Raw genomic sequence first — 12,187 nt, forward strand, 5'->3', positions numbered from 1 at the left:
CTTTATTACTCATGAAAAGGGATGATAACCTCTTCGCGTTCGATCTTTCTGTTGCAATACTTACAATGGAGTATGCCATGCTCTCTGTCTATGACCGAGAATGCACTTTGCATGGGCTCATTGTTAGAGATACATTTGGGGTTGCTGCACTGTACTATACCCACAATCTCATTAGGGAGTACAGCATGGATCTTCTCCACCACCTTATAGTTCTTGATGACATTGATCACAATGCGAGGTGCCACCAAAGCAAGCTTGTTTACTTCAGCTTGGGTGAAATGCTTGTCCTCGACTTTGATGATTCCTTTTCGCCCCAACTTTTGGCTTGCAAAGTTTTGTCCGATGGTGATCGGGAGGTTGAGTCTGTCCATCCCGAGTAGCCGGACGACTTTCATCAACTTTTCGACAGGGATGTGATCTATCACCGATCCGTTGCAAATGGCGGGGACTTGTAGTGCACCTTTTTCTACCTTAGACATAATTATATTCAGAATGTTTGGAAGATTACTGATACTGCTTACTTCTTTTTCGCAGGGACATCGATGCCCAAAGCTCTACAAATGAGAGCTTCACGTACATAGAGACCGTTGAGAGCCTGAGTGAAATAGTATGCATGTGGTGTGTCATCCACATCATAAGTGATCTCATTGACCCTGGGTAGGGGGTGGAGTATTTTCAGGTTGGGTTTCGCCACATCGAGCATATCTGCGCTGAGAATGAACGAGTTTTTGATCGTTTCATAGTCCTCATCGTCGGTGAATCTCTCCCTTTGAACTCGCGTCATATAGATGATGTCACTTCGTTCGATCACTTCTCGAGAGAGTTCGTTTGAGAACGTATGGGGTATACCTTTGCCCTCGCAGTACTCCACATACTCTCTCGGTAGAGCCAAAGCCTGTGGGGCTACAAAGTGAAAAGTCGGAGAGAAGTGGCTCATCCCTTCGATCAGTGAGTGCACTGTGCGACCATACTTGAGATCTCCTACCATGGTTACGTTGAGGTCTTTCAGAGTGCCTTGTGTCTTGCGTATCGAATAGAGGTCAAGCATCGTCTGGGATGGGTGCTGGTTTGCACCATCTCCAGCATTGATGATCGGTACATCGGTCACTTCAGAGGCATAGCGAGCTGCGCCTTCGAGATAGTGTCTCATGATGATAACATCAGCATAGTTGGCCACCATGAGGATGGTGTCTTTGAGACTCTCCCCCTTTGCCGAACTCGTAGTCTTGGCATCAGTAAACCCTATCACTCGTCCTCTGAGCCGATTTACGGCGGTCTCAAAGCTCAAACGTGTTCTGGTGGAAGGCTCGAAAAAAAGCGTTGCGGCGACTTTACCTTGAAGGAAGTCACAGTTGGGATTTTGCTCGAAGTACTCAGCTCTGTCCAAGATGTTGATGATCTCATCTGAAGAGAGCTGTTCTATCGAATAAAGGCTCTTGATATTCATGGAAGGAAGATGTGTTGTAATTATAGGAGCCATCCTAGCCCCAAATCGTAAAACAAATATAGATAATCTTCACAAACGATGCAACGGAAGAGCTATCAGTCCACACTTACGAGTATGTAGCGACTTCACTATGTTGTTTCATCTTAGTATGCAAAAAAACTTGTATGTCAGAAACACTGTCAGACGAGTTTTCATGAAGTCATACGATCTTCATCATCAAGTCTTACGACCTTTGTCATCAAATCATACGACTTGATTTCTTCTCTTTTACGACTTTTTGAGTGTCTATAGGCTGTTGTTCTGATTGACGAATGCGAAAAAGGTCGTTGGGTTATAATAGTAAAACCCAACGACCTTTTTTGATTTATGCGCTTATGCGTCAATCTTACTTGCGGAATGGCAACTTGATCACCTTTGCAGAAAGTACTTTGTTACGTACCTTGATGCCGATCTTAGTGTCTTCGCCTGCGAAGTCTTTAGGAACATAGCCAAGGCCGATGCTCTTCTTAAGGTATGGAGACATGGTACCTGACGTGACTACGCCAATGACTTCTCCAGCTTCGTCTGTGATCTCGTAACCGTGGCGTGCAACCCCTTTGTCAAGGAGTTCAAAACCTACCAACCTGCGCTTGAGACCTTCAGCCTTTGTTTGTTCGAGGAGTGCGCGACTGGGGATAGGCTTACCATCGATAAGTTTTGTGACCCAACCCAATCCTGCTTCGAGGGGATTGGTAGTCTCATCGATATCGTTACCGTACAAGCAGTATCCCATCTCAAGACGGAGTGTGTCTCTTGCACCAAGCCCTGTAGGGAGGATACCGTGCTCCTCACCAGCTTTGAACAGTGAGTCCCATACCATTTGAGGATCTTTGAGATCCACAAAGTATAGCTCGAAACCACCGGCTCCGGTATAACCTGTGTTTGAGATGATGGCATCGATACCGGCTACCTTGCCGATGGCATAAGCGTAGAATGGGATTTCGTCAAGATTGACATCTGTGAGCTTTTGGATCGTAGCTTTCGCCTTGGGGCCTTGAATCGCAAGGATGGAGATCCTCTCTGATCTGTTTTCAATTTCTACTCCGTCGATCTTGTGCTTGAGCATCCACTCGAAGTCTTTTTCTATGTTTGCAGCATTGACAGCGAGCATATATTCTCCATCGAAGTGATAAAGGATGAAGTCATCGACAATACCACCTTTGTCGTTTGGCATATAGTTGTATTGCGCCTTACCGAGAGAGACCTTTGAGATATCATTGCTACAAACGGCTTGTAGGTATTCGAGAGCTTTTTCGCCCTTAACGTAGATGGCACCCATGTGCGATACATCAAAGACGCCGACGTTCTCGATGACATTGTTATGCTCATTGATGATACCAGAGTATTCGATAGGCATATTGTAACCGGCAAAAGGTGCCATACGTGCTCCTAACTTCTCATGAATCGAGGTAAATGGAGTAGATTTCATAGTGTTGAATATAGTTTAGTTGTTTGATATTGTTGTTTAATTCTTTTCTACGGGAAGGGTTGCAATCGCAAGTATTACTTCCATAGCCTTGACAAGAGACGGAATCGGAAGATACTCATAACGACCGTGGAAGTTGTGACCGCCTGCAAAGACATTAGGGCAGGGTAGTCCCATGAACGAAAGGCGAGAGCCATCTGTACCACCACGTATGGGCTTGATATCCGGAGTGACCCCCACAGACTGCATGGCCTTGGCTGCATGATCGACGATGTACATCTTTGGTTCGACTATCTCTCTCATGTTGTAATACTGATCCTTGATGTCGACAGTGACAGTACCTGCACCATAGAGCTCGTTGAGACGCTCTACCGTGGCTTGGATGGACCTCTTTTTGAGTTCGAACGCTTCTCTGTCATGATCTCTGAGGATATACGTAAGTTGGGCCTCTTCGACTGTCCCGGACATATTGACGAGGTGATAAAAGCCTTCGTACCCCTCTGTATTCTCAGGCCTTGCGGCAGGGAGGAAACTATTGTACTCCATCGCCAAAATCATGGCATTGACCATCTTGTCCTTAGCGTAACCGGGATGCACATTGCGACCTTTGAAGAAGACCTTGGCTCCTGCTGCATTAAAGTTCTCAAACTCCAATTCTCCGATCTGTCCCCCATCAATAGTATAAGCAAAATCAGCTCCGAACTTCTCCACATCAAAAAAGTCAGCTCCTCTGCCGATTTCTTCGTCGGGTGTGAATCCCACCTTGATCGTACCGTGCTTGATCTCGGGATGATCGACTAGATATTTTATTGCTTGCATGATCGAAGCAACTCCGGCTTTGTCATCAGCTCCAAGGAGAGTATGCCCATTGGTCACAATGATCTCTTGTCCCCTGTACTGCTCGAGCTCAGGGAACAATGCTGAGGATAGCACGATGTTATCTTTTTCACAGAGCGTGATGTCTCCACCCTTGTAATCTACAATCTTGGGATCCTTGGCTCCGTCCATATCCGGAGCTGTGTCCAAGTGAGCTATAAATCCGATGGTAGGTCTTGACTCGTCTGTATTTGCAGGAAGGGTAGCCATCAGATAACATTTCTCATCCAAAGAGATATCTTTAAGCCCCATCTCTGTGAGCTCCTGAAAGAGTTCTTTTGCGAGATTAAACTGTATCGATGTGCTTGGGACTGTCTCGGACGTTTCGTCAGACTTTGTGTCAATGCTGATGTATCTGAGAAACCTATCGACTATGGGGTGTGTTCTATTGGATTCCATATTTTTTTGGATTTTGATTTACTTGATGTTAGACTCAGCCATTATCTTTTGGATTATCTCATCTGCAATCTCATCCGCTTCTGCGAGGGTCGGAGCTTCCGAGTAAATCCTAATGATGGGCTCTGTGTTGCTCTTTCTTAGATGCACCCACTTGGTCTGAAAGTCTATCTTGACGCCATCTATCGTCGAGATGCTGATGTCAGATTCACTGTCAGCGTAGAGTCTCTCTATCTTTGAGAGTATCTGATCGACATTTATAGCCGGATTGAGTTCGACCTTTTTCTTTGCCATTGCATACTTGGGTAGCGATGCCAGCAGTTGTGTAGGTGTCTTCATCCTACGAGCCATGATGGTGAGGTATAGTGCAATCCCGACCAAGGCATCTCGCCCATAGTGTAGAGCTGGAAAGATAATTCCTCCATTACCTTCGCCACCGATGAGAGCACCGACATCTTTCATCTTACGTACTACATTTACTTCTCCTACTGCTGCAGCAAAGTACTGTCCCCCATGTCTCAAGGTGACATCTCTAAGGGCTCGAGAAGAACTAAGATTTGACACCGTAGTCGCTGCTCCTGACTGATGATGCTCAAGAAGATAGTCAGCAATACATACAAGGGTATTTTCTTCCCCAAACATAGAACCATCTTCGCAAACGATAGCAAGACGATCGACGTCTGGATCGACGGAAAATCCGACATGGGAACCGAGGGTCACAACTTTTTCAGAAAGATCCGTGAGGTGCTCGGGTAGTGGCTCGGGGTTATGAGCAAAGTTGCCACTAAGATCATCGTGGATAAGGTGTATGTCCCGAACCCCTAGAGCCTTCAGTAGATCCGGTACGATGATCGATCCTACTGAGTTGATACAGTCAACTATAACTGAGAAGTTGCACCTCCGGATGGCTTCGACATCGACCTCAGGTAGTGCGAGTATGGCGTCGATATGTTTCTTGGTAAAGTCTTTGTGCTCAATTTTTCCGAGATGATCCACGCCGGCATATTGGAATGCCCGTGATTGGCTCAATGATAGAATCGTTTCTCCAGCCTCGCTGTCCAAAAACTCACCTCTGTGGTTGAGCAGCTTTAGGGCATTCCACTGTTTGGGGTTATGGCTCGCGGTGATGATGATACCCCCATCTGCGCCTTCATACGTTACTGCCATCTCTGTCGTAGGCGTTGTCGCATAATCTAAATCTACGACATCCATCCCCATAGCCCTAAGCGTATTGATGACAATACCTTTGACTATCTCTCCTGAAATACGAGCGTCCCTACCGACGACAATCTTATTGCTTTTTGTGGGGGATGTCTGACGTATATAAGACGCGAAGGCTGAAGTAAATTCTGATATATTGATGGGGTTAAGGCCGGAGTGAATCTCCCCACCGATAGTTCCCCTTATCCCGGAGATCGAACTAATCAAACTCATTGATTTCGGTCGTGTATTATTTTATAAATTGGTATTGAAGGCGCTCAAAATACATAGGAATCCCTTCCTCCGCAGCGAATGAAGGTCCTTCTCTGAATGTGGTTATCATCTGGATGACTGCACCATCTCCGAGGTACTTCAGACTCTGCAACATAGCGCCGCAAAGGAAGCGGTTGTTCGTTGCTTCATTTTCAGAAGCCTGAGGATCCGGTGTCAGATGCTCTCTATTTTCTCGGTAGATAAATCTGAGAGGGTGGGTACCTCCTGATTGAGGTGAAATGATGTCAGCCTCAAACTTACGACGATCGGAGATGCTCTTTACCAAAAATCTTGCCGAAACACGAGTCTTCCCTGATATCGGTTTTGTATTGTTCCCGGGGTTGATGACTCTTATGTATACGCCTTCCAGCACTTTCACAAAGACGTTCTCAGGAGTTATCAATCCTTCTGGAAAGTCCTCTACTACTCTCATGCTGTTCTTGCTCATGAACTCAGATACCTCCTTATTCTCTCTCTTTATCATATCTGTGTATGATATGCGCTTTTTCTCACATGACGTGAAAAGTAATGCAACTGCTAATGTAACGAGGGAAGTGAGGATGTATAACCTATTTATATTCATAGTGTTGTATAGATTACTGTTTTAGTGTATGACAAACTATCGCAAAAGTAGCTTTTTTCTACGAGTTATTCAACTTTATTCGAGGGGGCTTCTTGGAAAGCGATAAATTCGTACAAAAGCAACACTTTTCGGAAAAAATCTATCCTCAAGGTTCAAGAAAAGGCGAAATGGCGCAAATGAATTGTGAGTCAGTCAGTTTTGGATTTTAAGCCATTTGGCGGAGAACTTCGAAAAGACGGATTTATGCCACCTCCGGACAGAGCAGCGTTACCAAAACATTACCACCTCCTTTGCAAGTGAGGGGTGGGAAAAGCGGTAACGAACAGCGCAATATCCGACCTGAACTTCGGGGATTACCTCCTGCAAAGGTACTTCGATGAAAGGAAACAGGCAAATAAATTGCGGACTGCTTCTTTACCATTGAACGACAATGTTTTGCGTAGCAACAAATAACCTGACAATAAATAGTTTTGCAAACCATAAAAGTCAGAGTTATGCGTAGTACGTTTAAGGTTCTGTTCTACCTCAAAAAGAACGCTCCCAAGAAGAATGGTTCCGTTCCCGTGATGTGTCGTATCACCATTGACGGCACCATTGCCCAGTTCAGTTGCAAATGCGACATCCATCCCGATTTGTGGGACATCAAGAGCAATCGCGCTTCTGGAAAAAGTACCGTTGCGTTGGAAACCAACCGTTTCTTGGACAAGATACGTGTCGGTATCAATGCCAAATACAAGGAGATAGCCGAGCGGGATAACTATGTCACTGCCGAGAAAGTAAAGAACGCTTTCTTGGGTTTGGAAATGCGGCATGAAACCTTGCTGAAAGTCTTCGCGCAGCACAATGAGGACTTCGCCAAACTGCTCAATGCCGGTTTGCGAAGCAAATCTACCTACGAAAAATACTGTACGGTCTACAAGCATTTGGAGGAGTTCATCAAGATGCGTTACCATGTCAGCGATATTGCTTTGAAAGAACTCACTCCGCCTTTCATTACGGACTTTGACATCTTCCTGCGCACCGAAAAGCAATGCTGTAACAATACGGTATGGATTTACATGATGCCCCTGCGCCGTATGATTACCATTGCCCAGAACCACGGATGGATAGTCCGTGACCCTTTTGTCGATTACAGCATATATGCCGAGAGTACCGATAGAGATTATCTGACGAAAGAAGAGATTCGCAGGCTGTTGGATTTGAGATTCCGCCGCAAGTCGATGGAGCTGGTTCGGGATTTATACATCTTTTGTTGCTTTACAGGTTTGTCCTTTACCGATATGAAGAACCTGACCAAGGATAATCTTCAAACCTCCTTTGACGGGAAACTCTGGATTATGACCAAGCGACAAAAGACAGGGGTGGAGTCCAACATCATGCTCTTAGATATTCCTAAGCAGATTATCGAGAAATACGATGGTATGGCGAATGATAATTTGCTTCTGCCCGTTCCGACGTATATAACCGCTTGCAAGAACATCAAGAAAATCATCGGACTCTGCGGTATCGAAAAAGAGATTACGTGGCATACCAGTCGCCATACCATGGCAACGGAAATCTGCCTGACCAACGGCGTTCCTATCGAGACCCTTTCCAAGATGCTCGGACACACGAATATCCGCACCACGCAGATTTACGCCAAAATCACCCACGAAAAGGAGAGTCGGGACATGGCGGCACTCTCCGATAAACTGAGTAAGGTAGAGCAGTTCAATGAGATCACGATATAATACAAGAAGGACAAACGATGAAAAGAGAAATCATAACCATTGGAGAGGGCGGAAAGGTACATATTCCGACAAGCCCTGTTTGGATGTCGGCTTGTGAAATAGCCGATTTGTTCGGCGTATTCTCCGGTAAGGTAAGCAACCACATCAAGTCTATCTTCAAAGAGGGCTTACTCAGGGAAGATGAGGTGATGCGAAGGTTAATGTTTAAGGACGGTGCTGTAGATTTATACAATCTTGAAATGATAACGATGCTATCGTTTCGATTTGCCTCTCCAGAAGCCAAGAGCTTCCGTAAATGGATAATCGGAAGAGTGACCGAAAAGAAGAGAACAAGTTCTCCGCTACTTGTGTGTTATGGCAAAGGTGGATGGTACAACTGAATATGAGAACAGGCAGTAAGAAAAATGCTTCTTGCTGCCTGTTTTTCTGTCAAGGCTTCTCAAACCGAGGGCGATAATTCTCTTGCAACAGCTTTTCCACATCCTCTTCTCGGTAGAGTACCTTTCCGCCTAACTTGATAAAGGAAATCCTTCCCATGTTGCGATAGTCTTGCAACGTGCGTCGATTGATATGCAATAGACGGGACAACTCATCATCCGTCAGGTAGCGATGACCGTTAAGCAGAGGTCTGTTCTTTTTCCGCAGAGCATCTATGCCTTTTATCATGCGGTCACCGGCGTTGAAAAAGTACGCAATCTCTTTGTCGTTCTTTGTCTTTACGTCATTGTTCATATTTACGTTGGATTTAGTGGTTAGATTGTTTATTGGTTATAAAGCGGAGGATCGTTCGAGCAGTTTTCCGACATCCTCCGGTTTATAGAACATCTTATACCCTATTTGCGTGTAGGGCAACATTCGGTTGCTACGATAGGTTTGCAGGGTACGCAAACTGATGTTCAGGATTTGGCAGACATCCTGATTGTCCAGCCACCTGCCCATACGCTTCTCGTCACACTCCCGACACAGGGCATCGACTTTGGCTGTCAGAATGCGGAAATGCTCCATCATGGCTTCATACGTTTTCCTCTCTATTGCTATTACTTCCATAATTCTTGTCCGTTTTAATTTTCACTTCCACACAAATGTAGTTACGAAAAGAGACTCCTGCCCCTGATTATCCATTATAGCGTACTTGTGGCTTCGATATGGATGCCTTTGTCGAAGAATATTTGAAACTGAGGCGAAAAATCTTTATTCAGTACATATTTACCATACAATTCATCCTATTGTCCCTCCCGAACTTTGTGCCATAATCAAGTCAAATAGTTATGGATGTCATTACACTAGAAAGCAGAGCCTTTCAGGAACTGATAGGTAAGATAGAAAAGATTCTTCGGTATGTGGAGCAGGAGAAAAAGGCAAAGACGGAGTATGAAAACCGCCTTATCTCCAATGATGAGTTAGCCGCGATACTAGGTATCAGTAAACGTACCCTCCAGCGTATGCGCAGTGCAGACCGAATCGGCTACAAGATAATCTATGGGCGTTGCTACTACGACCTACATGACATCGAGGAGGCGATACGCAACAGAAGTCTCTACTGTAATCCGAAGAACATGGAAGAACTACGGCATAACTTCAAACTTAAAAGTAGGAAGATAAAGGATGGAACTATTGGATAGAGAGACCTTTCTTGACTGGATGGAACGCATCATGAAGCGTCTTGATGATTTGAAGCAGCCGACTCACGATATACCCCAACGTCCAATGATAGAAGGAGAACCGTTGTTGGATAACCAAGAGGTATGTATGATGCTTCAAATCAGCAAGCGTACTCTGCAACGTTACCGTGCTTCCGGGACACTTCCTTTCCACATTATCTACCATAAAACTTGGTACTTGGAATCGGAAATTCTCTCTTTCATGAAAGCCCACTTTACCGAAAACCTAAAACGAAAAAGAACAAAGAAAAAAACTATGTGACTTTAGAGTGAGTAAATTGATTGTGCACAGTCGTTAAGCCCCCGTTTTGTCGTGATGACAAGGCGTTTTTGCATTAAAGAAGATTTTGCTTCAAAAATTAGGCATGTCAGAAATAATTCGCTATTTTCGTAGTAGAATATACGATCCTCGTGCTTTTTACAAAGATGAAATTGAATAGAATAAAAGACGTTCTTGAAGAAAAGGGAATATCTCAAAAATGGCTGGCAGAGAAGCTCAATAAAAGTTTCAGCACAGTGAATGCATATGTCTGCAATCGACAACAGCCCTCTCTTGAGATGCTATATCGGATTTCTGTAGTATTGCAAGTAAAGGCAACAGATCTTTTAGTTGATAATGACGATAAATAGATACTATGAAAAAGAAATCTGCTCCTATATATCGCTCTCTTTTTGAGGAAGACTACCTTGTTAGAACGTTGAATAGTTCCATAACCAGCCAAGCTGATATTGCTTTAACGGAACTTGTTGCAAATGCTTGGGATGCAGGTGCTACAAAAGTAAGCATATTCATTCCCGATGAATATGGTGGTCTCCTTGTCGTAGAAGATGATGGCAATGGTTTGACAGAAGAGGAATTTCAACAACGTTGGATGACCCTGGGATATAACAAACTAACACATCAAGGTAAACAGGTTCTATTTCCAGATAAAAAGAAAAGAAGTCCTCGCATGGCTTATGGACGCAATGGTATTGGCAGGCATAGCCTTTTATGCTTTAACGACGAATATCATGTTGTCACTTCAAAAAACGGGAAGGAACTTTCTCTTACAGTTTCAACTAAAGTAAAAGATCAAGCGATCTCTGTCATTGAACAAAATATCTCACCCTCTTCAAAGCATGGTACAAGATTGGAGGTTCGAGTTGATAGAAATCTTCCCAATGTGGATAAAATTAGAGAAATAATCTCCTCTCGTTTCCTACATGATCCTGAATTCATAATAGAGGTAAACAAACAGCAACTCTCTTTAGATCAGCTAGATGGCTTGTTAAACACAACAGAATTGAAGACATCAGATGGATACAACATTATTGCAAATTTTATAGACTCAAAGAAATCTTCTCGCAAAAGTATCTATCTAGGAATTGCTTTTTGGGAAAGCGGTCGTTTGATCGGCATTCCGTCATGGGGATTAGGAACTATTTTTTCTTTAGATGGCAGAACCGCCCTTGCTAAGAGATATACAATCGTAATACAAAGCAACGAATTAGCCGAGTTGGTCAGGGAAGATTGGAGTGGCTTCAAAAACACAAATGAAACAGAAAATTTGTACCGAACAGTTGCAGAGTATGTGAATACAATGTTTGAACAAACAGCAAAGGCTAATTTAGAAGAAACAAAGGCTATTGTAAAGAAGGAATTGGCTGCTAAATTAAAAGAAGCTTCTCCATTGGCTCAGTATGAGGTTGATGAAATCATAGAGAATATTTCGATAAATTCTCCAACAGCAACTAAAGAAACAATATCTATTGCCGTTGAGGCTGTGTTAAATTTAGAATCATCGAAAAATGGACAAGAGCTTTTAATGAAGCTCTCTCAACTTACGGAAGAAGATATTACGGGTCTTAATACTATACTCAATAAGTGGTCAGTAAAGGATGCCCTCACCGTATTGAGTGAAATTGATAGACGCTTATCCATTATTGAAGCAATAAGAAAACTTTCTAAAGATAAGAGCACAGATGAGTTACATGTCTTACACCCTCTTGTAACCGAATCTCGGTGGCTTTTTGGTCCTGAATATGATACTCCCGAATATACATCTAATAGGCAGCTTCAGACCGTAATGAGGACTTTGTTCAAAAGGGATATCTTGGATGGGAATGGTGTAAAAACAAATAGAAGACCAGACCTTGTCGTTTTAGCTGATAGTACTTCTCTTTCCATGACAGGTGTAGAAGAGTTTGGCGATAATGAGCTAGCTACAGTAACCAAAGTTCTGATAGTTGAACTAAAACGAGGAGGCTTTGAAATAACAAGTAAAGAAAGAAATCAAGCTACTGACTATGTAGACAGTTTGATTGCATTGGGAATTAATACTGCAAAAATAACAGCTTTTGTCGTAGGAGATAAAGTGGCAAAAGGGTTACAACGTCAGTATCGTGCAGGTTCTAAAGATGAAGGAAGCATCTTCTTGACAGACTTTGATCAACTTGTTGACACTGCTGAGAAACGAATGTTTGGACTTAGGAATAAATTAGCTGCAATGTATGATGATATTCCCGGAATGACTTTATATCAACAATCCAAATTGAAGTTGTTTTGAAATGGTATAA

The 12,187-nt window shown here is 43.6% G+C and carries 14 protein-coding genes; 6 read left to right on the plus strand and 8 right to left on the minus strand.

Annotated elements, in window-relative coordinates; translation table 11 throughout:
- Positions 1-5: 5 nt before the first annotated feature.
- The 6 genes from pyrI to EL262_RS00945 form a co-directional block, all read right to left on the minus strand.
- Positions 6-479 (minus strand): aspartate carbamoyltransferase regulatory subunit, encoded by a 474-nt coding sequence (pyrI, locus tag EL262_RS00920; protein ID WP_025837542.1) that lies wholly within the window; start codon positions 477-479, stop codon positions 6-8.
- Positions 480-517: 38 nt separating this feature from the next.
- Positions 518-1,447 (minus strand): aspartate carbamoyltransferase, encoded by a 930-nt coding sequence (gene pyrB, locus EL262_RS00925; protein WP_036845613.1) that lies wholly within the window; start codon positions 1,445-1,447, stop codon positions 518-520.
- Positions 1,448-1,832: 385 nt separating this feature from the next.
- Entirely contained in the window at positions 1,833-2,915 is a 1,083-nt protein-coding gene (gcvT, locus tag EL262_RS00930; protein WP_025837544.1) for a glycine cleavage system aminomethyltransferase GcvT, read from the minus strand.
- Positions 2,916-2,951: 36 nt separating this feature from the next.
- Positions 2,952-4,187, minus strand: coding sequence for a peptidase T (gene pepT / locus EL262_RS00935; RefSeq protein ID WP_036853475.1), 1,236 nt, complete (start codon positions 4,185-4,187; stop codon positions 2,952-2,954).
- An 18-nt stretch (positions 4,188-4,205) separates the two neighbouring features.
- Positions 4,206-5,618, minus strand: coding sequence for a phosphoglucosamine mutase (gene glmM / locus EL262_RS00940; protein ID WP_078735712.1), 1,413 nt, complete (start codon positions 5,616-5,618; stop codon positions 4,206-4,208).
- 16 nt (positions 5,619-5,634) lie between these two features.
- Complete coding sequence (locus tag EL262_RS00945; RefSeq protein ID WP_051522680.1) at positions 5,635-6,141, minus strand: DUF4827 family protein; 507 nt, start codon at positions 6,139-6,141, stop codon at positions 5,635-5,637.
- Positions 6,142-6,734: 593 nt separating this feature from the next.
- Between EL262_RS00945 and EL262_RS00950 the strand changes: the two genes are divergently transcribed.
- Both EL262_RS00950 and EL262_RS00955 read left to right on the plus strand, forming a co-directional pair.
- Positions 6,735-7,970 (plus strand): site-specific integrase, encoded by a 1,236-nt coding sequence (locus EL262_RS00950; RefSeq protein WP_025837549.1) that lies wholly within the window; start codon positions 6,735-6,737, stop codon positions 7,968-7,970.
- 17 nt (positions 7,971-7,987) lie between these two features.
- Positions 7,988-8,350: a virulence RhuM family protein gene (locus EL262_RS00955; RefSeq protein ID WP_004584303.1), complete on the plus strand. Its 363-nt coding sequence runs from the start codon at positions 7,988-7,990 to the stop codon at positions 8,348-8,350.
- A gap of 49 nt (positions 8,351-8,399) precedes the next feature.
- On the opposite strand, the gene EL262_RS00960 is transcribed toward EL262_RS00955, so the two are convergent.
- Entirely contained in the window at positions 8,400-8,702 is a 303-nt protein-coding gene (locus EL262_RS00960) for a helix-turn-helix domain-containing protein (RefSeq protein WP_025837558.1), read from the minus strand.
- Between the two features lie 36 nt (positions 8,703-8,738).
- Positions 8,739-9,017, minus strand: coding sequence for a helix-turn-helix domain-containing protein (locus EL262_RS00965; RefSeq protein ID WP_004584305.1), 279 nt, complete (start codon positions 9,015-9,017; stop codon positions 8,739-8,741).
- A gap of 221 nt (positions 9,018-9,238) precedes the next feature.
- On the opposite strand from EL262_RS00965, the gene EL262_RS00970 reads away from it, so the two are divergent.
- The 4 genes from EL262_RS00970 (at position 9,239) to EL262_RS00985 (ending at position 12,177) form a co-directional block, all read left to right on the plus strand.
- Entirely contained in the window at positions 9,239-9,592 is a 354-nt protein-coding gene (locus tag EL262_RS00970) for a helix-turn-helix transcriptional regulator (RefSeq protein WP_025837561.1), read from the plus strand.
- Complete coding sequence (locus EL262_RS00975) at positions 9,576-9,893, plus strand: helix-turn-helix domain-containing protein (protein ID WP_025837562.1); 318 nt, start codon at positions 9,576-9,578, stop codon at positions 9,891-9,893. The genes EL262_RS00970 and EL262_RS00975 overlap by 17 nt, the downstream gene beginning before the upstream one ends.
- Positions 9,894-10,057: 164 nt before the next feature.
- Positions 10,058-10,261 (plus strand): polysaccharide synthesis transcriptional regulator SinR, encoded by a 204-nt coding sequence (gene sinR / locus EL262_RS00980; protein ID WP_036853477.1) that lies wholly within the window; start codon positions 10,058-10,060, stop codon positions 10,259-10,261.
- 5 nt (positions 10,262-10,266) lie between these two features.
- Complete coding sequence (locus EL262_RS00985; protein ID WP_025837567.1) at positions 10,267-12,177, plus strand: ATP-binding protein; 1,911 nt, start codon at positions 10,267-10,269, stop codon at positions 12,175-12,177.
- Positions 12,178-12,187: the final 10 nt, after the last annotated feature.

It is taken from the genome of Porphyromonas cangingivalis, assembly GCF_900638305.1.
Classification (GTDB): domain Bacteria; phylum Bacteroidota; class Bacteroidia; order Bacteroidales; family Porphyromonadaceae; genus Porphyromonas_A; species Porphyromonas_A cangingivalis.

What these genes read in the sequence shown, in the direction of transcription:
- pyrI (WP_025837542.1), bottom strand. Translation starts at nt 479, where the DNA reads ATGTCTAAGGTAGAAAAAGGTGCACTACAAGTCCCCGCCATTTGCAAC.
- pyrB (WP_036845613.1), bottom strand. Translation starts at nt 1,447, where the DNA reads ATGAATATCAAGAGCCTTTATTCGATAGAACAGCTCTCTTCAGATGAG.
- gcvT (WP_025837544.1), bottom strand. Translation starts at nt 2,915, where the DNA reads ATGAAATCTACTCCATTTACCTCGATTCATGAGAAGTTAGGAGCACGT.
- pepT (WP_036853475.1), bottom strand. Translation starts at nt 4,187, where the DNA reads ATGGAATCCAATAGAACACACCCCATAGTCGATAGGTTTCTCAGATAC.
- glmM (WP_078735712.1), bottom strand. Translation starts at nt 5,618, where the DNA reads ATGAGTTTGATTAGTTCGATCTCCGGGATAAGGGGAACTATCGGTGGG.
- EL262_RS00945 (WP_051522680.1), bottom strand. Translation starts at nt 6,141, where the DNA reads ATGATAAAGAGAGAGAATAAGGAGGTATCTGAGTTCATGAGCAAGAAC.
- EL262_RS00950 (WP_025837549.1), top strand. Translation starts at nt 6,735, where the DNA reads ATGCGTAGTACGTTTAAGGTTCTGTTCTACCTCAAAAAGAACGCTCCC.
- EL262_RS00955 (WP_004584303.1), top strand. Translation starts at nt 7,988, where the DNA reads ATGAAAAGAGAAATCATAACCATTGGAGAGGGCGGAAAGGTACATATT.
- EL262_RS00960 (WP_025837558.1), bottom strand. Translation starts at nt 8,702, where the DNA reads ATGAACAATGACGTAAAGACAAAGAACGACAAAGAGATTGCGTACTTT.
- EL262_RS00965 (WP_004584305.1), bottom strand. Translation starts at nt 9,017, where the DNA reads ATGGAAGTAATAGCAATAGAGAGGAAAACGTATGAAGCCATGATGGAG.
- EL262_RS00970 (WP_025837561.1), top strand. Translation starts at nt 9,239, where the DNA reads ATGGATGTCATTACACTAGAAAGCAGAGCCTTTCAGGAACTGATAGGT.
- EL262_RS00975 (WP_025837562.1), top strand. Translation starts at nt 9,576, where the DNA reads ATGGAACTATTGGATAGAGAGACCTTTCTTGACTGGATGGAACGCATC.
- sinR (WP_036853477.1), top strand. Translation starts at nt 10,058, where the DNA reads ATGAAATTGAATAGAATAAAAGACGTTCTTGAAGAAAAGGGAATATCT.
- EL262_RS00985 (WP_025837567.1), top strand. Translation starts at nt 10,267, where the DNA reads ATGAAAAAGAAATCTGCTCCTATATATCGCTCTCTTTTTGAGGAAGAC.